Below are 16,589 nucleotides of genomic sequence, written 5' to 3'. Positions count from 1 at the left end.
AATTCCCTGTTTACAGTGCCTCGTAGTTGCCGAACGCGATGATCAGCCCGTATGTGTAGCAATCGAAGAGGTCATCAGCGCGTTTGTGCGCTTTCGGGTCTGCCAGGTGGAAACCGGCGATTTGGTGGATGAGGTGGTTTGCAGTCTTTTTCTTGAATTCAACAGTCTTGTCATAGGCGGGTTGAGCGATTTTCGCTTTCTCCTGCCAGTGATGACCGGACGCCAAAACTGCCCTTTCATCTTTACCTTTCGCCGTCAGAGCCGATTTGATGGGCCTCATGTCCCAATCTTCGGTTTCGGCTTTCTGGTTGAGGATAGCGCCCATTGCAGCGTCTTCCATGAAAACACCCTGGCTGCCAAGACGAGGGCGGCAAATCTTCGCCAGCCGATCGAGGTTGTCGTACACGCTCGGCATGTATTCCGGAAGCAGCGACGCCTTAATCTGAGTGATATCCCAGTCGATAATCGTGAGCCGTGGCTCGGAGTAGGTTTCCTCATAGGCAAAGTAAACGAACCCGGTACCATCGTTTTCGGTACCGCCTTTTAGCGCGGTATCAGCTACGGCAAAGATCATGTCGCAGGTATCTGGCATCGCTACAGGCTGGCCATCCACCAGCAGCTTGTTCACGTCCAGCAATGCATCTTTCGACCAGTCGATAAATTCAGCCTCAAACTCCTGCTGAAACACCCTCGGATCATTTGTCTGACGCTCTTTTTCCAGTTCATCGGGTGGGACAAATGGATTTCCGGATGTGGGGGCATGATGCTCGTAAAAACCTAATTCTTTATCGTGACAAAGAGCATAGAAAAAATTGCTATCGTCGATTCCGTCAGGTGTCGAAAACACCCACGTTTTCCCGCGCCGAGTAAGTAACGTTGGCTTAATTGATTTCGGCCAAACTTCTTCAAGCATTTCGGGTGATTTGGTGAACGCGGCTTCATCTATAAGCGCAATATCGTATTCACGCCCACGACCAGCCAGCTTATTATCGTTTGTCACCCAGAAATCTATTTTTCCACCGTTCTTCAGTAGAATTCGCTTTTCACTACGCGACTGGTTTTTTATAAGAGGGCCGAGAATCTCAATCAGTGCATCAAATATTTCCTGATATTGACGATATTCAGCAGTGAAGATGCCAACTTTCCCTCCTTCTTTGCGGTCCGTTCCCGGCTTGTGAAATTTATGCGTTACATATGAACACGCCAAACTCACCAGCATTACGGTCTTTCCATAGCGACGACCACAGCGCACAACATTATATTGATGCTGGCGACCTTCTCTCCAGATGTGAAATTGTCCAGCATGGAGCTTTGGAATAAAAATTTCCTTTGCCATTTATTTATACCTGTAATCTCTCTCCGTCAGGAGTATCAAGTGCCCCGTGAACAACGATGGTGTCATTCGAATCACCATTACGGAGGTTTTCGATTTCGGCTTTGATTTTTTCATTGCTCAGGCGGACACGTTCGATTTCAAGTAACCGAAGTTCTCTATCCTGTTCGCTGGAGGACAGATTGTGGAAAGCTGCGAGGTTTTTCAATGCAGCGTCCTGGTCACGAGTCATGACCTCGATACCGAATTTAGTTTTCTTCACCCCGGCCATAAGACGACGAGCAGGTCCAACTAAATCACGCGTATCCGCAAGGAAAACATCCTCGATGCCCTCACCTGCACATTTAGGGCAATCAGGGTTGGGGTCGTCGTTAGCAACGAAACCAAATCCACCAGACTGATCCGGAGGCGGTTTGCTGTCATTCGCTGCTTTAGCGGCTGCCTTGTCGTACTCGCTTTCATCAATCCACTGATAGTGGTTATCGAATCCCCAGCAGTAACGGCAGCAAACACGGCGCATCTGAGAAATCTCACCGGGATCCGCAATCGCTATTTCATGCCAGTGCCTGAGAATGTCCTGAGCGTTTAATATTGCCTGCTCGGTTAACTGTTCGATGCCCTGGTTAATGGCTCTCGCTACCGTTGGCTTGCGATACAGCATCCGGGCGTTTCTGTCTCCCCCGGTATAACCTGCCTTCCGATATGCCTCATACTTGTTGCGGCACTCCAGATAGTAGGAAACGAAAAGTTTTTCTTTATCGGAGAGATCTGCGCAAAAAGGGGATCTTTCGGGATCTGTTTTTGCGCAGTTTTTTAATGCCCTTCTCTTACCCTTCCCTTGTTCTGGCGCGGCCTTATCAGGATTCTGCGCGATAACCTGCGCAGTTTTTTTTTGCGCATTATTCTGCGCAGACTTTTTTATGTAGCGGCGGGCTGTGTCGTAAACCAATCCCTGCTGTTCACACCAGTCTTTCATCTTTATTCCCGTACTGGCGTGAGCGGCAGCAAACTGAGATTGCAGCTCCTTCCAGTCGGGTTTGCTCATCAATCACTGTCCTTACTGCGCGAAAGCCTCATCAGCTCGTTATAAACGTAGACGTACACGTCACCGTTACGGGCACGTTTGTATAACGCCCCTCGCAATTTGGCCTCGCCTTTTGCCGTCCCGATACGGATGGCCTCACGAAATAGCGCTAGCCTCTCCCTGTCCTGCCTCAGTTCGTCCATATCAATATCGAGCACGTCTGCAATCTGCTGTTCCGTCAAACGACGGGCGGCCAACGCCTCTATTTTTTCACGAACGAACATAAGCACCTCTACGATTTGATATGCAATACCATCGTAATGACGCCCTGTAGTGGCTGCTGTTTTAAATCCGGCAAAAGGTATAGCTACCAATACCATCTCGACCAAGCTCGCTTTCGCGGGTGTTGTGTTCCACCAGCTTAAACCCGTTAGCTGCAAACCATTTTAAGAGCCCATCATGAGTCCAGTACCAGATATGCTCATCACGGCGGAAATGACGGGACCGCAGTACATGCTCTGCGCACTCAAAGATGGGTACTGAAACGAATACCCATTTTTCCGCCCGCGCGATGGCAACCTCTGGCCGATCGATATGTTCCAGGGAATCCCAGAACGTCAGCGCCGGATATCGGTCATGGTATAAATGCGCCCACTGTCCTCGCGCTTTCAGCCACTCAACGCCCGCAGGATTTACATCAAATCCCTTGGTATCCGGACGTGCTTCAACAAATTGCCCGGCACCGATGCCAACATCCAGAACAACACCGCTGTAATGTCGCGAAACTAACTGGACCCGTGCCGCAGTCAACTCTCTACCTAGTTCGGTATCAGCCAGTTGCTGGTATCGTGAAAAATAATCTTCATCGTACGGTCGATGGGCCTTCGGCACCGGGTAACGACCAATACCCAATTCAGGCAGCCACGCCAGCCCATGTTTGATTTGCTCAGAGAAATACTTCATGCGCCCACTCGCTTACGTGATGCCTGATATACGTTATCGATAAAGGGCTGCACCCGTGAAGAAAGCCCACTGATTGTTTTGTCGCAAGCGTGTTTCATCTCCTGGCACCGGCAATAGTTATCCGGGTATACAAACAACGCGCGGGATAAATCCATACAACGGGGATCGGTAACTTTAGAGTGGTGGTTATTGCCGCCATTGCCGCCCTGCAAGCAGATCATCGGTTTACCGTAAGCAAGCGCAGCGTGCATGACGACACATGCACCCGTAAGCACTATGTCGGCCCTTTCCACCAGCGCCAGCATCTGCGTGATAGAAAGCTGGCCATCATGCAGCTTCCGGTGCGCGAAAGGTTCCAGATCCGGTATCCACTCCAGACCAGGCTCGTTATCTGCAATGCTGATAACATGAAAACCGCGTATTGCCAGTAACCGGGAAACTTCATCCACATATTTGTTCAGCGGCCCGCGGCTGGCATTGTGCCACTCGGTACGTTCTGTGGTGGGACGTATAACGGCTATTGGCTTACCATCCGGTACCGGAATATCCGGCGGAGGGTAATGCGGTAAATCCATCGCTGCCGGCAGCGTACCAAATTGCTGCTGCATCGCGTCGAATATGCTCCCGGCCTGAAGATGGCCATTGCCGTAAAAAATGCGCTGACGGGGAATGCCTGGCGGTTCAGATTCAAATCTCACCGATGTGCTTTGCTCGTTCTTACGCTGCGTCCGCAATGGCGTATTGGCCTTCACGAAATGCAGGTTCGGGATCCCGGCGTAAATTTCCGGAAGTGGCGTTCTCAGCCATACCTCTTTTCCCTGTTTGACCAGCGCCTTAATGAAGCAGCGCTGGTTGATATTGTCACCGATGCCGTGCATCCCGTCTAAGTACAGTTTTCCAGGCATAAAGTGCCGCCTCAAGTGGTAAACGTTTAAAGCAAGTCAGCGCGGTCTCGCGTGACGCGTTGATAATCTCCACGCCCGGCAGAGCGCCAGCGAGAGAAGCAAAGTCGGTATGCCAGCGCCCTACTTCGCGCGGTACCGGATTATGCATCGTTGCCGGGTGGCGCCCATGCCAGTGTGCGCCGTTCACCAGGGTGCAGTCGTATCCGAGAAGAATCACCCTCTCTGCGCCGAGGTGGGCGGCGAGTTGAATGGCACGCTTCCCGGAGTTGAACGGCCCATTTTCTGATGGGGTGAAAAGCTTCACGCCGAACCGGGAATGAGCCCGTTTGCTCTGAGTCCATAGTTCGGCGCTGGTTTCCAGCGAATCGTAGTAATGGTCCCACCAGGTGAAATCGGCGGCGAAGATGTGCTGACAGTCTGGTACGGCCCTCCAGCTCGAATTAACTGCAATGACCGGGTAACCGGAGCCGGAGGCCTGTGCGCAGTCGTTCGCCGTCAGCGACGGGCCGCTGGCGATGCAGATAAAGGTTTGGGTCATAGGGATAGTTGGTCAGGTTGGCATTATCACAGGCACTTAGGGAATGCCTGCTGTAATGTCAGTCTTTAAGATATTTATCGGTGTTATGTACCCGCTCGCTCATAAGCAGCTCTGCACCTGTACTGGTTACGATGGCGCTGTGGTGAGGGTGAACATTTTCAGCCATCCACTTAATCAGTGGCTCTGCTGCTTCTGCAAAAGAGTCAGCGTCCTGTTCGTAAACCGGACTGCATTTGATTTCATCAACCCGATAAAGCCGAATGGCTTGAAGTTCTAAGGAATCAGGGGTCGGGGCAAGAGAAATAAATTCGCTACCGTGAAGTTTTTGCGGGTTGACCTGATCCTTTGAATAGCCGGTGAAGAATGGTTGTCTTTTTTCCGCCAACATTTGCGTTATCACAGATTTAGGCTGCTGCTCGAATAGCTCTACTTTCCAGTATTTGACCAACTTAATTTCCATTATTTGTTCCTGTCACTTTGTCGTAGGTTCGTTCGCAGCTTGATCCTGCTGCATAGCGTTCATCAGCCTCTTTTGCGAATTTTCCCGCCATTATTTGCAAATTCACCGTGAGCGGCTTCTCGGAATTCACGCACAGCCTTCTCAGCATCACCTATATCAGTGAAGCAACCAAGGTGACGAGCATTCCCCTTTATTTTGCATTTCGCGTGCCATTTCTTGTCCCCTTTATGCCAGCAAACACCTTTTATTCCTGAGGTATTATTGCGCGACAGCCTTGTGTTTCGCATATTTTCCACTGGAGAGGCGTTACGAAGATTACAAATCCGATTATCATTCTTCACGCCATTGATATGGTCGACCTGCTCAGACGGCCATATTCCGTTGGTGTAAAACAAAGCCAACCGATGCGCTAAATAAGCCAAGGAATTAATCCTGATCTGGACATATCCATTAGTATCTGGCGAGCCCGCAATACAACCCGCATGAACACCACCGCGAGATTCAAGCCAATAAAAAACCCCGGTATCGGAGTTATATTTCAACAAGCGTTTAAGCTGTTGTTGATCAATTACGGCCATTGGTTACTCTCCTGTATGTGTTTTCACAGGTTTTTCCTGCCGTGTAAGCTTCATCAGCGAATTTTGCCAACTGTTGATTGCGATCGACAGATTTTGAGAGCATGTCGGCAAGCACTCTTGTGGTCTGGGCTTTTGCCGCGCCTGCTGCTGCAATTGCGGAAATGCGGCCGGTTTCACTTCCTGCGAGCTGCCTGCGTAGCGTGGCGAGTTGTTGCTGCAACCCATCACCAGCACGCTGAGCAGCGTCAGCATCAGCCTGTACTTTCGCCAGTTCCATATCTGCACGTTTCCGCTCCTCGTCTGCCGCCTGCTGACGTCGCCGTTCTTTGGCTCGCTCGGCAACCTCTCGGTGTATAGTTGCGGTTGAGTCAGCCAGATCCCGCTGTAGCCATTGCTGCTTCCAGACTGAATCCGCCGACTCATATCCCGCGTCGTATGCTCGCCATAACAAAAAAGCCACCAGCAAAGTGATCGCCAGCGGCTTCCAGTATTTCCCCAGGTACTCGAACAGCGCAGTCATACAAGCACCGATTTCGCCTTGTCATAGCGGGTCTGCCGATCATCGAGGCCGTTAGTGCCACCGTTGATGATTTTCGTAACAGCTTTGACATCCCCGGAGTGCTTCAGACAGCCTTTTGCGGTATAGAACCACGCCGCCGAACGGGCTGCATATTCATCCTGCTCCAAAAGCTGAGGAACCAGTAACAAATCGGCACCCAGACCAGCACCACAATCCCGGTAATTGTCGTGACCGGTAATCTGAATCAGTCCACGGCCGCGATAATTCCATCCATCGTTTTGTCCAATATTCCCCATGCGATTTGCATAGACGATATTGGCAATGCCTTTTTGATCCGCCGGGTGATTAGCAGTACGTCCGTACTTCTGCGCGGTTTCGGTAGTGAAATATTTCCCGAATGTCGCTTTCAGGCCATCAGCAGAATAATTCAGGTTTTCAACAATACGTGTGAAACCTCCAGACTCATGCCCCACCTGAGCGATAAACATCGCCTGATCCAGCGGTGAGATAATGCCGAATTCTTTCATCTCTGCATCGATATGCGGAAACCAGCGCGCAGCCAGTCCGGCGCTGATACCAGCCGCCATTTGAAATTGTTGTTGGTTCATTAGTGCCTCAGATGATCAACAAGGCGCGCAACGTTGCCTCTGACGGCCACCAGCACGGCAAGGAATATGATGTTGGCCCCGATAGTTGCCCACGAAGAATGAGGATAAATGCCGCAAAGATAAGCCAGGGGCACGGCACTGTAAGTCACCGCGATAAGCCATGCCAGACGCGAAATCCACGGGCGATGTCGTGAATCTCCCCGGCGGTAAAACATAATAGTAATGACCACTCCGGCGCACAGCAGCGCGTTTACCGTTGCTGACGGGTCATTTAGTACCACCTGAACCTCCCCGGCGCGTTATCAGCGCCACCAGCGAGCCGACATCCTGGTTATTCAGGAATGTCAGGATTTTAACGGCTAAAGCAGAAACGATTACGGCACCGATGGCATCCAGCGGTTTATCACTATACCCGGTCAGGTTCGTCAGTTTGGAACCCACCAGTCCGGAACAAAGGATCCCGGCAATATACGACACAACGAAATATGCCATCCGACGCGCCGCGCTCAGATCTGACGCTGTTGCGATGTAGAATACAGCCCCTGCAAATGCGCCAAATACGACACCATAATCAGTTCCAGTAAGTAACCCATAGACACTGGCACCTGTCAGGACACCACCAGCCAGCCCTGAGCCTGAGATCGGTTCGGACATGTAGCCCCCTCTTAATTGCTGTGAGTCCTCCCAACGTTGAGGGGAAGAAATGCCGCGTCTGCGGCTGTTGATTTCAGGTTCACGGACTGAATTTAAACGTTGAAGCCTATCGGTGATGGTTCCCGGAACCCTAAACTGAAAGGGCTGCCAGCTGGCAGCCCTTAAACGAAGAATCTCGCTGAAACGAGACGAAATGAATTTGAGACACCCCATCCAACAAACCATTCAGGTTATCTGGATTTTTTACACAGCAATTTTGCAAAAAACCGCGCCCACTCAAACCAGAAATGCTTCCCGGTCACTCAGGGAAACCCCATCATCGCAGACCGAAAAGCGTAAACAGGAACAGCCAGCGGGAATCGAATCCGCATGGTCCGCCACCGGGGGCTCGAACCCCGTACAATCAAATTAAAAGGCTGATGCTCTGTCCTGGTGAGCTAGTGGCGGCTGACAGGTTTCACTAAATCGGTATGTAAAAAATTGCCAACTAATGAATAGCTGGCAATATGAACAAACAAACCGTGAAATTATCATAATAAGGAATAAGTATTGTCCCAAAATTACCTCCAGCGTTAATTAGCGTATGCCTATACTGCTCTTTCCGCAATGGAACACCCTTCACTTTCAGATTTAGTTATTGCCACTGGATGGTTTAGCGAAAATCGCTCTAAATCCTCGCCCAGTCCATGGCCGGCGGAGATATAATACAGGTTTAACTAAGATGGCCTGCAGGATTATACAACTCAACTTTTTCCAGGCGGCCAAAAGTGCTACACACCCAGATATTTCATGGGCTTTATAAGGTAGTTACCTCTGGGTTTCATAGTTTACTCACGAATGATTTGCATGGGCAAAATTTACCCCAAATGAAAAACCACACCATATCAGGAGGTTTAATTTTCTGATCAAGTGTACGCATTCTTAATTAGAAAGCAGAAACCATCATAAAACACAAAATCCCCACGGAGTTAACCGCAGGGCTTGAATGAATTCTCTAACGAATGAGCACAATACCCCATCATTGGAATCAGATTAGGCAATTTTATTCAAACATGCAATACTTCGTTGCCATCATGTTGTCAAAATTTACTAACAGGCATCTATCGTGTGACAGACTTCAATGCAGCATCAGCATGAGACTCTTCTACATGGCACTGGCTTACCAGAAGCTCAAACAGCGGCTTAAAGTTGCGTGACCATGTCGGTTGGCTTATTGTCATCACGCCTTCACACAACGCCTTGCGCACGCTCTCTGCCGGAAGCCTGGCATAACCACGGCCTGAGCATTTCCCGCATTCCTTCATCACCGGCACGCCCTGAAGTTCCGTCGCCTTCTTATCCAGCACCTTCCCCTTACCATGACAACGACACGCATTGCTGATAACACCTTTGCCGTTACAGGTATTGCACATAACCCGCGCGGTTTCCCGTACCGACTTCCATTCTTCCCAGTAAGATGGATAAACCCCATTCGTGATTGCGGCCCATTTTGGTGGCTTACCGTCTGGATATTGAACCTTGTTTGTGAAGACATCAGCTTCGGTGAAGCCGCTACCAGCGCAGCAATCGCACTGCCTGACACTTGCCGCACTGCGCGTATAATCCTGATACGCAAAAGCGCACATAATTTCGAGAACGCGTCGGCGAATTGTTTCATCGAGTTCAGTAACTGATTTACAACGTCGTGACAACTCAACTGCTGACACATACAGTTCCTCCAATGCCCTGTCAGGGCTGCTGATTCCAATTTTTGCAAGGTACAGATCAAAGCCAAATCCACACCTGGCATTTACCAGCCCCAGCGCTGCCATTACATCTGTACCGGTCAGGTTATCGGTGGCCGTCGCCCGCGAAGAATCACTGAACATCGGGGACTTTGGAGCAAAATATTTTGCGATTGATTCAAGGTTCATTACGTGACTCCTGCTTTCTGAATTAAACGAGCGGCGTTACGGATGATGCGATAATCGGTCAGAACTGAGCCAGAAAAGCGGTATAGGCGCAGTCGCACCCAGTAAGTTTTGAGTGCTGCGGTTATTTCCTTTTTCATGCGCTCTCCAGTTCAGTAATAATCAGTTCAGGCTTGCCGCCTTTGAAGACTGGCATTCTCTTCATGCTGTAGTAATCAACCTGTTGGTCGTCGAGCCAAAACCTGGATTTTGTCAGCGCGTCGAATGCAGCTTTTTGCAGGTTATCCAGGTCACGGCGGCGGCTGTCCGGCATGTGGCATTCGACAAGGATTTTCACCGGTGTTGCCAGGCCGATATCCAGCATTGCGTTTTTAATGATTAGGGCGACGTTATCGCGGTATGCCAGCCCCTCTGCGCTGATGTGCGTGCGCCCGCGATTATGGCGGTAGTAGCGGTTGTTGCTCGGGGGCCATGGGAGACTGAGGCGATATTCATTCATGCTTTTACGATCCCCTCTTTCAGCCAGATAACCTGCGTTCTCGCCATACCTTCCAGCGCGCATTCTTTTGCATACTCAGCATCGACAAAATGTGTACGGCGGTCGATCTCGTCGTGACAGGCAGAGCATGCAATGGTGGCAATCAGGTCAGGCGGTTTGATTCCGGTGCCACATAACCCGGCCAGGCGAATGTGCGCCAGTACAGACGTTTCCGGGTTACCGTTGCAGACATTTGGAATTCTTACCTGGCACTCTCTTCCCTTCGCCGCTTTACTTAATTTACTCATTGAACATGCCCCCACGTTTCACCACGGATGACACAACCAACAGCGCCCCTTCCGATATTTACCCATCGACTAACAGATCTAACTCTGCCGAAATTGCTAACTTCATACAGGCCCTCGAAACCCAGAACAGGCCGCCATCGCTCATTGCTTTCATCAATGTGGCATTCCCGGCCACGCGCAGCTTTTCGAAGATTAGTCATGTTCACCCCCAGACCTTTTGTCGGAAGGTTCTCGGCGTCCGTGCCGGACGTCCGCACTCCGGCAATTTCACGCTGACCGTCCAGGTAAGGAAATCAGAATTGAGGCTTTTTTCGGTCCTGATACCGCGCGCCCGATACCGGGCCATCAGTTCGTCAGCCTGCTCGGTTGTGCATTCGGGATGGTGAAAAAAAGAATGTTTCATCTCCATCACCCTGCAAAGCTCAGCAACTGAGAAGCGGCGTTCTCCGCGTCGCGCTGCGTGGCAAAAGTGCGGGACAATATCCAGCGCCACAGAACATCGAGCGCGGCTTTATACAGCTGCTGGAACTCGATTTCGTCCATATTTGCGAATGAGATACTGCGGGGATGTTTGCGAAGTGTGCCGTCTGGCAACTGAATGGCGTCGTAATGCCCGTCCTCGACGATAACCCATGCGCGATAAGCATCGAATGATTTGCAGAGGCTGATCCCGTTCGTTACGCGGCGGTTTGCGACCTGATCCAGATACTGTTCAGCAGCATCCAGAAGAGCGCCACCGTTGCCACCATATGCAGCCAGATAACTGGCATAGCCGGTAACCAGCTTGCGCTCATTGCTGGATATTGCGCCGCCTGTAGGTTCCCAGTATTCGAAACCGAGATTGAGGAGTGCGAAGAAGCGACGGTGAAACGCCGGATTGCGCACTTTTTTAAACTCAGCCACCAGTACGTCGCCGAGTTTGATTTTTGATTGCAGAATATCGCTGGTCTCGGGCGTAGCCGGGATCAGTATTCCTGTGTAGTGCTTAATGAGTTGTAGTTCATGCGCCATGGGAGTTACTCCGTGGCGCAAAGTCATCAGGTTCTGGTTGTTCAGACCAGTTGCTTAATTATGCTAGAAATACAGTAAAATGGTCAATTTTTTGACATCATTTCTTTGATGACTTCTGCTAGTGTGGCTTTGGACCAATAGAGATCGTCTTTGTTGAGTTTTCGGCTCAAAATTTCCCCACCAACCGACGACAGAATAAATCGATCAAAGGAAACTAAATTAAAGGACAAAACTTCGCGGCCACAGGCATCTGTGATGGTCGCTCTAAATTCTCCAGTAAGATCTGAGTAAATTGTAGCCACAATATTTCCTCCTTAGCGACATCCAGACGCAATAAGAAACTCCTGGTAGCCGCACTGGAAGAATTCACTCAAATCAATTTGCCGCTACCATGCAAAACAATTAATAAAACCAGTCGTCGGCACTTTCCCATGTCTCTTGCAGGATACGTTCGACTTCATTCTTTTCCCCACCGAATATAACAAGGCCATCACTACTTGCACGCTTAATAATTAGCTTGCAATCATCAAACTGCTTACTTAGGCGTTTTAATAGTTCAGTCTCAAGAGCCGGGACTGCCCCAACAGGAAGTTTCTTTATGCAATCAATGGTTAACTCGACTTTCACGCCCGCCAATTACTGTATATGCATACAGCTTCTTTATAAACCTCTAATTTGAGTTTTGCAATGTTTTGAAAGCACGATTTGCGAATCACTCCACAGAAAAAACATAAAAAAACCGCCGAATTACGAAGAGATCCACTGTGATTGTATGCGGTGCATCCTGGACAAAATACCATCAACGGAAACGTCAAGGTGTTCTGAAATTGAGACAGATTCAATTAATATCTTTCGCTAACCAGAACAGTAGAAAGGCGATTGCCAGGATACTGCTACTGATTGTGCTGAAAACTACGGCTTGCGCCAGGAGGGTGTACGTTAGTTTCATGTTTTTGCGCTCCCTAAAATTTTATATACCTGGCAACCGTGGCAATGCTGCTCAGTGATAGTTATGAGCGATGAGGAATCCCCAGTAATGGGCGGCTAAAATAAGACAGGCATAGAGTTTTGTGATCTACTAATTATATTGCCAACTCAATGAGATAATCGCTATGCCTGCGAGCCGCAGTATGGCAGAAATTATTCCTGAATGTATCAGGCCCCTTTCACAAATATCGATAAAATGCATTGCTGGATGACACCTTTGCACTCGACAAAACGCATCACTGACGCTGACCTGTATCGCGTATGCGGTACATACCATCCACAGAAACGTCAAGATGCTTTGCAATTGCGAAGACCATCGATTTCGGGTTTGCAGCCAGAAAATCCAGCACCGCGTTCGTATCAATTTTTTTCTTAGCCATAGTTCCGACTCCCCCTCATTTGACGACCCGCAGGTGCGAGACGTTTTTGCGGTAGCTACCCCAGTCAAAGTTCACCCACATACCACCATCCATCTGAAGGCGATCGAGAATCCGCTCACCAAGCGTATTCATCAGGGAGTCATAATTCAGGTTGGTCAGAATGCCGACCGGGCGCATGGAAGAGAGACGTCGATCGATAACCTGATTCAGAATCACCTTTTCGCCGTTACTCCCGCGCTGAATACCTACTTCGTCCAGGATGAGCAAACCGACACGGCAAAGGTCGTCCAATAAATCTGCTTCAGACTGGCCACCGTCGTAACATTCGCGAACTCGTAGCATCAGGTCTGGAATGGTTACCACCAGCACTGAACGCCCACCACTTAGAAGGTGGTTACCGATCGCCGCCGCAAGATGGTTTTTCCCAGTTCCCGGCGCGCCGCTGAATACGAAACTCGCGAAACCGGTACCGAAGTTATGCGCGTAGCTTTTCGCCAGTGTGTAGGCTTTGCGCTGCTCCTCGCCGGACACTTCGTAGTTTGCAAATGTGCAGTTACGATGCAGACTCTGGATGCCTGAGCGACCGAAGATTTTTTCTGTTCGCGCCTTCTGGTTCAGTTTGTCCAGTTCTTCACATCGCTTGAGGCCTTCTTCCCGCTGCCACGCCAGCAACTCAGCTGCACTGGTGAACTTTGGCTGAACGCCTGGCGGGATGAGTTTCTTCAGGCGCTCGAGCGCGCTGCCGGTACTAATCATATTTTTCATCGCTACCCCCTGAACCCTGGTGGGATGGAGTTATCTGGACGGGAAATGGTATTCGGATCCCGCATACCTGACGGCGCTGCCACTTCCCAGGCTTCCTCGTAGTGTTTCGAGGGACCAAAGAACGTTGCCGCCTGTTTCACGTACTCGGTATTCAGCTTCCCTGTGGCCCTCACGAAATCGGCATAACGCCGGGTGCCATCAAGCAACTCCTGAACTGTGGCGCCTGTTTTAACCCTGGCTGTCCAGGCTTTGCAGGCGTCAGCCTTGCTGTTGCCTCCTGAACGCTTTGGATAAATCGCCCATGCCTGTTCGAAATCGTCCGGGTAGGCATTTTTTTTCGGTGATACACCACCATCGGAAGAATCATCACTCTCAGGGGGTGTGGCGGAGCCATGCCCCAAAGTGTTTTCTTCTTCCTGTTCCTGTTCCTGTTCCTGTTCCTGGTTAAGGAACGGTTCCAGAACCCTTTCAGAACCCTTTAGTTTTGCGCCTCCGATATGAGCTATCGCATCATTCATAATCCGCGCCAGCTCTGGCTTGACGGTCGATTTATCCGGCACCTGAGAAAACAGACGCATGGCCGCTATACCCTGATTTGGATTCTCAACAGGATTCCAACTCATGAAGTTCCGAATAAGAACCCATTTCGAGTCAAAATCACGCGTTGCGAAACCGTTCTTGGATAGTTCATCAAACCCTTTCGAAACCCTTTCAGAAGTCCAGTTGAGGTCTTCCGAAACGTATCCATCAGGCAGCCGAAAACACCCAATCATGTTCGTGTGTTGCCCCGTGAGCAGGTACAGCGCAAGCAGACGGGCATCATCAGAAACCCGACGCATTCCATCGCTTATCCAAAAAGATGTATGCACCTTGCCGTAATCACGCATAAAAACCTCTGAATGCTTAAAGTGCTGTCGGTTCGTCAGTTTTGGCGGAGTGCTTAAAGACCATCTCAACGCACAAAAAAACGCAGTCCTGACAGATTGAGACGCCTGGTCCGGCGACAAGAACGCCAGCAACTTCAACATTCGTCTTTCCGCAAAACGAGCATTTGTGTGTTGGCTGGATGTTTACCTCGGTACTGGTTACTGACATACTGGCCTCGCAATAACTCTCCGTTTTTGCAATCGAAGACTGCCTGTGTTGGCGCACAACAGTCTTCACCCATTCGATATCGTTCATGCCGACCTCACACCATACCCGGAGCCAGAGCAGCTATGCCGCTGATGACCTGCCCCATGGCTTCAGCAGGGAGCATCGCAAGCAGATGCTGAATTCCCTCACGAACTTCTTTCACCATCTGGTGATGAGGAGCGTTAAGCATCACAGCCTGTTTCGCTTCACTGATTTCCTTCTCCATCGCTGCATAACGCGTCATGAAACAATCCTGTCCGATGAGGCGCCCTCGAAATTCCAGCGGCAAAACAGCCAGGATTGCAGGAGTCAGCTGGCGGATGTTTTCGCGCGCATATCCGGTATCGCTGTCCAGCCAGCGGAAAAGCTTCTGCCGCTTACGGCTCAGGTCGTCAGGAAAATCCAGCCCGGCGCCGCCCTGCCGCTCCCATTCCTCAACGATGCTCCCGGCAACCACATCCTGGTTGTCCAGCGATGCCGACCACGCACGAACGGCAGCACGAATCTGGTCATGCTTATCCGCCGGATCAGGTTGATTGCGATTTATCATCGCAGCGGGTGGAAACCCGGTATTTTGTTGGAATGAAATTGAATTCACGGTTATGCCCTCGCATCCTGCGCCGGTAATCCATCCGTGGGGTTCGGATAGGCCGCAGGATCAATTTCGTGTGGTGTAACTTGCCAGTTCAAGAATTGGCAAAACGCACGAACACGAGAAGTTGGAACTTTCCCCGAGTTCAACCAGCGGCTAACCGCTTGCGAGGAGAGTCCCATAGCCTCCCCAATGGCTGTTTGAGTAGTGATAGATTTAACTTTACTTTTGAGTTGATCGTTCATAACGCCTCCTTTGGCTGGAATTAAGCATATACACTGAAATTTAATATTTCAATACATTACATCAATCTGTTTCAGTTACTTCTGAAACACGCGGTTGTAAAATGGCAATTATGAATACTGATACCAATCAAATTTTTGCTTACCGATTCAATCAATCGGCTGCAGAGCACAACTGGAATCTATCTGAAATAGCCCGTCGCGTAGGAGTTACGCCGCAGGCGGTACAGAAGTGGGCGAAAGGATCGTCAGTACCTCGAGGAAAGAAGTTAAAGCAACTAGCTGACGTTATGGGTCGGCCTGAACATTGGTTCTTCATGGCTCCCAATGCAGAAAGTGGGGAGGTAATTTCTCAGCAATCAATTCTCAAAAAGCTTGATGTAACTGAAGAAGCACTGCTTTCAATCTTCAATCAGCTCCCCGAGTCAGAAAAACATCGATTGATTCTCCACGCTAAAGGTGTATTGCAAGACCTGCAATCACTGAAAGATGACGTAAGCGATCTGATTAAACACCTCAAAAACTAACCTTCCCTTTCAATAGCACTGGCAATGTCCGGTGTTTTGCACGCCATTAATTACTAATTAAAGTTTCATGTTCTTGACAAATGAAACTCAATGTTGTAGTTTTAGCTACATCGACAACAAGCGCATCGTTGTCAGGTGAAACGTTCCGCTGGCCGGCGACAAGGCATCGAGAGGGTGAGATGGATAAATCAAAAGCCGTGTTGGCAGTGGCTATAAAAGTGGTGGAGTTCATTCAGGCTCAGCTGAAAGCGACTAGCCTGACGGATCTCAAAACTAAAGATGTAGCCGAATGCTTAGTGGCGGCCGCAAGTTCAAACCGCCTGGAGCTACAAAAGCTGGCAAAAAAAGCCAGCTTAAAGGTCAGGCGTCCTTACCGGGACAGATGTTCGCCCATAAACGACTTTAGCAAATATGCCATGTATATGACCACAATTTGAGCAAAATGCAGTTTCAAACCACGGGTCTCCAACACGATTTATCTGTTCGCTTGGCGCGCAAACAATGTGTTCATTACCAGTGATTTCGCACTTTGGACAACGTGGTTTATTGAGTGGCTCTGACATGTTCATTTCCTTGTTACGACTGTGTAAATGACAGAGTACCGAATTCCTACGGCTGTGGAAAGCAAGGAACCCACGCAGCATGAGTGGGTTAACAAAACAGGCATAACAC

28 protein-coding genes, 1 tRNA gene and 1 pseudogene are annotated in these 16,589 nt (G+C 49.8%); 2 read left to right on the top strand and 28 right to left on the bottom strand.

Features of this window, described 5'->3' with window-relative positions:
- Nucleotides 1-10: 10 nt before the first annotated feature.
- The 28 genes and pseudogenes from FEK66_RS02715 to FEK66_RS02580 all read right to left on the bottom strand — a co-directional run bounded on the left by FEK66_RS02715 (nucleotide 11) and on the right by FEK66_RS02580 (nucleotide 15,393).
- The gene (locus FEK66_RS02715) at nucleotides 11-1,336 is read right to left on the bottom strand and encodes a terminase family protein (protein ID WP_135494197.1); all 1,326 of its coding nucleotides are present in this window, start codon (nucleotides 1,334-1,336) and stop codon (nucleotides 11-13) included.
- Between the two features lie 4 nt (nucleotides 1,337-1,340).
- A complete protein-coding gene (locus tag FEK66_RS02710) occupies nucleotides 1,341-2,378 on the bottom strand; it encodes a terminase small subunit (RefSeq protein WP_138211406.1) in 1,038 nt (345 codons plus the stop codon).
- On the bottom strand, nucleotides 2,378-2,641 hold the full coding sequence (locus FEK66_RS02705; RefSeq protein WP_135494580.1) for a hypothetical protein: 264 nt from the start codon (nucleotides 2,639-2,641) through the stop codon (nucleotides 2,378-2,380). Before FEK66_RS02705 ends, FEK66_RS02710 begins: the two co-directional genes overlap by 1 nt.
- A 61-nt stretch (nucleotides 2,642-2,702) precedes the next feature.
- Entirely contained in the window at nucleotides 2,703-3,320 is a 618-nt protein-coding gene (locus FEK66_RS02700; protein WP_135494201.1) for a methyltransferase domain-containing protein, read from the bottom strand.
- Complete coding sequence (locus tag FEK66_RS02695; protein ID WP_138211405.1) at nucleotides 3,317-4,225, bottom strand: hypothetical protein; 909 nt, start codon at nucleotides 4,223-4,225, stop codon at nucleotides 3,317-3,319. The genes FEK66_RS02700 and FEK66_RS02695 overlap by 4 nt, the downstream gene beginning before the upstream one ends.
- Nucleotides 4,182-4,529 carry a hypothetical protein gene (locus FEK66_RS25795; RefSeq protein ID WP_205714131.1) on the bottom strand — a complete coding sequence of 116 codons (348 nt, stop codon included), beginning with the start codon at nucleotides 4,527-4,529 and terminating at the stop codon, nucleotides 4,182-4,184. Before FEK66_RS25795 ends, FEK66_RS02695 begins: the two co-directional genes overlap by 44 nt.
- Nucleotides 4,530-4,821: 292 nt before the next feature.
- Complete coding sequence (locus FEK66_RS25600) at nucleotides 4,822-5,223, bottom strand: hypothetical protein (RefSeq protein WP_171023563.1); 402 nt, start codon at nucleotides 5,221-5,223, stop codon at nucleotides 4,822-4,824.
- Nucleotides 5,213-5,314 (bottom strand): annotated as a pseudogene (locus FEK66_RS25855) (DUF2514 domain-containing protein); the annotation flags it as partial. The pseudogene FEK66_RS25855 and the gene FEK66_RS25600, both read right to left, overlap by 11 nt.
- Nucleotides 5,286-5,801: an HNH endonuclease gene (locus tag FEK66_RS02675; protein WP_135494210.1), complete on the bottom strand. Its 516-nt coding sequence runs from the start codon at nucleotides 5,799-5,801 to the stop codon at nucleotides 5,286-5,288. The gene FEK66_RS02675 and the pseudogene FEK66_RS25855, both read right to left, overlap by 29 nt.
- The gene (locus FEK66_RS02670) at nucleotides 5,788-6,321 is read right to left on the bottom strand and encodes a DUF2514 domain-containing protein (protein WP_135494212.1); all 534 of its coding nucleotides are present in this window, start codon (nucleotides 6,319-6,321) and stop codon (nucleotides 5,788-5,790) included. Before FEK66_RS02670 ends, FEK66_RS02675 begins: the two co-directional genes overlap by 14 nt.
- Entirely contained in the window at nucleotides 6,318-6,929 is a 612-nt protein-coding gene (locus tag FEK66_RS02665; RefSeq protein ID WP_135494214.1) for a glycoside hydrolase family 19 protein, read from the bottom strand. Before FEK66_RS02665 ends, FEK66_RS02670 begins: the two co-directional genes overlap by 4 nt.
- Nucleotides 6,929-7,210 (bottom strand): phage holin family protein, encoded by a 282-nt coding sequence (locus tag FEK66_RS02660; RefSeq protein ID WP_135494216.1) that lies wholly within the window; start codon nucleotides 7,208-7,210, stop codon nucleotides 6,929-6,931. The genes FEK66_RS02665 and FEK66_RS02660 overlap by 1 nt, the downstream gene beginning before the upstream one ends.
- Nucleotides 7,197-7,583 carry a phage holin family protein gene (locus FEK66_RS02655; protein ID WP_135494218.1) on the bottom strand — a complete coding sequence of 129 codons (387 nt, stop codon included), beginning with the start codon at nucleotides 7,581-7,583 and terminating at the stop codon, nucleotides 7,197-7,199. Before FEK66_RS02655 ends, FEK66_RS02660 begins: the two co-directional genes overlap by 14 nt.
- 370 nt (nucleotides 7,584-7,953) lie before the next feature.
- Nucleotides 7,954-8,030, bottom strand: a tRNA-Lys gene (locus tag FEK66_RS02650).
- A 653-nt stretch (nucleotides 8,031-8,683) separates the two neighbouring features.
- Entirely contained in the window at nucleotides 8,684-9,496 is an 813-nt protein-coding gene (locus FEK66_RS02645; RefSeq protein WP_135494220.1) for an antitermination protein, read from the bottom strand.
- A complete protein-coding gene (locus FEK66_RS02640; protein WP_135494222.1) occupies nucleotides 9,496-9,633 on the bottom strand; it encodes a YlcG family protein in 138 nt (45 codons plus the stop codon). The genes FEK66_RS02645 and FEK66_RS02640 overlap by 1 nt, the downstream gene beginning before the upstream one ends.
- Nucleotides 9,630-9,992, bottom strand: a complete 363-nt coding sequence (gene rusA / locus FEK66_RS02635) for a crossover junction endodeoxyribonuclease RusA (RefSeq protein WP_135494224.1) — start codon at nucleotides 9,990-9,992, stop codon at nucleotides 9,630-9,632. The genes FEK66_RS02640 and rusA overlap by 4 nt, the downstream gene beginning before the upstream one ends.
- Entirely contained in the window at nucleotides 9,989-10,279 is a 291-nt protein-coding gene (locus FEK66_RS02630; RefSeq protein WP_135494226.1) for a DUF1364 domain-containing protein, read from the bottom strand. Before FEK66_RS02630 ends, rusA begins: the two co-directional genes overlap by 4 nt.
- 202 nt (nucleotides 10,280-10,481) lie before the next feature.
- Nucleotides 10,482-10,688, bottom strand: a complete 207-nt coding sequence (locus FEK66_RS02620) for a hypothetical protein (RefSeq protein ID WP_135494230.1) — start codon at nucleotides 10,686-10,688, stop codon at nucleotides 10,482-10,484.
- Complete coding sequence (locus FEK66_RS02615) at nucleotides 10,688-11,290, bottom strand: DUF1367 family protein (protein WP_138211404.1); 603 nt, start codon at nucleotides 11,288-11,290, stop codon at nucleotides 10,688-10,690. Before FEK66_RS02615 ends, FEK66_RS02620 begins: the two co-directional genes overlap by 1 nt.
- An 83-nt stretch (nucleotides 11,291-11,373) precedes the next feature.
- The gene (locus FEK66_RS02610; protein WP_240783237.1) at nucleotides 11,374-11,592 is read right to left on the bottom strand and encodes a hypothetical protein; all 219 of its coding nucleotides are present in this window, start codon (nucleotides 11,590-11,592) and stop codon (nucleotides 11,374-11,376) included.
- A gap of 100 nt (nucleotides 11,593-11,692) precedes the next feature.
- Complete coding sequence (locus tag FEK66_RS02605) at nucleotides 11,693-11,917, bottom strand: DinI family protein (protein WP_135494234.1); 225 nt, start codon at nucleotides 11,915-11,917, stop codon at nucleotides 11,693-11,695.
- 596 nt (nucleotides 11,918-12,513) lie between these two features.
- On the bottom strand, nucleotides 12,514-12,657 hold the full coding sequence (locus FEK66_RS25595) for a hypothetical protein (protein ID WP_167854228.1): 144 nt from the start codon (nucleotides 12,655-12,657) through the stop codon (nucleotides 12,514-12,516).
- Between the two features lie 15 nt (nucleotides 12,658-12,672).
- Nucleotides 12,673-13,422, bottom strand: coding sequence for an ATP-binding protein (locus FEK66_RS02600; RefSeq protein WP_135494236.1), 750 nt, complete (start codon nucleotides 13,420-13,422; stop codon nucleotides 12,673-12,675).
- Nucleotides 13,423-13,424: 2 nt separating this feature from the next.
- Nucleotides 13,425-14,309, bottom strand: a complete 885-nt coding sequence (locus FEK66_RS02595; RefSeq protein WP_135494238.1) for a hypothetical protein — start codon at nucleotides 14,307-14,309, stop codon at nucleotides 13,425-13,427.
- 16 nt (nucleotides 14,310-14,325) lie between these two features.
- The gene (locus FEK66_RS02590; RefSeq protein ID WP_123924902.1) at nucleotides 14,326-14,517 is read right to left on the bottom strand and encodes a ClpX C4-type zinc finger protein; all 192 of its coding nucleotides are present in this window, start codon (nucleotides 14,515-14,517) and stop codon (nucleotides 14,326-14,328) included.
- A gap of 94 nt (nucleotides 14,518-14,611) precedes the next feature.
- Complete coding sequence (locus FEK66_RS02585; RefSeq protein WP_240782911.1) at nucleotides 14,612-15,154, bottom strand: toxin YdaT domain-containing protein; 543 nt, start codon at nucleotides 15,152-15,154, stop codon at nucleotides 14,612-14,614.
- A 2-nt stretch (nucleotides 15,155-15,156) separates the two neighbouring features.
- Complete coding sequence (locus tag FEK66_RS02580; protein WP_135494240.1) at nucleotides 15,157-15,393, bottom strand: YdaS family helix-turn-helix protein; 237 nt, start codon at nucleotides 15,391-15,393, stop codon at nucleotides 15,157-15,159.
- Between the two features lie 101 nt (nucleotides 15,394-15,494).
- On the opposite strand from FEK66_RS02580, the gene FEK66_RS02575 reads away from it, so the two are divergent.
- Together FEK66_RS02575 and FEK66_RS02570 are read left to right on the top strand one after the other, a co-directional pair.
- The gene (locus FEK66_RS02575) at nucleotides 15,495-15,917 is read left to right on the top strand and encodes a helix-turn-helix domain-containing protein (RefSeq protein WP_346763423.1); all 423 of its coding nucleotides are present in this window, start codon (nucleotides 15,495-15,497) and stop codon (nucleotides 15,915-15,917) included.
- Nucleotides 15,918-15,997: 80 nt separating this feature from the next.
- Complete coding sequence (locus tag FEK66_RS02570) at nucleotides 15,998-16,354, top strand: hypothetical protein (RefSeq protein WP_135494242.1); 357 nt, start codon at nucleotides 15,998-16,000, stop codon at nucleotides 16,352-16,354.
- Nucleotides 16,355-16,589: the final 235 nt, after the last annotated feature.

It is taken from the genome of Escherichia sp. E1130 (genome assembly GCF_005781065.1).
GTDB lineage: Bacteria > Pseudomonadota > Gammaproteobacteria > Enterobacterales > Enterobacteriaceae > Escherichia.
Note: the sequence above shows the minus strand (reverse complement) of the source record. Positions and strands in the feature narration are given on the sequence as shown.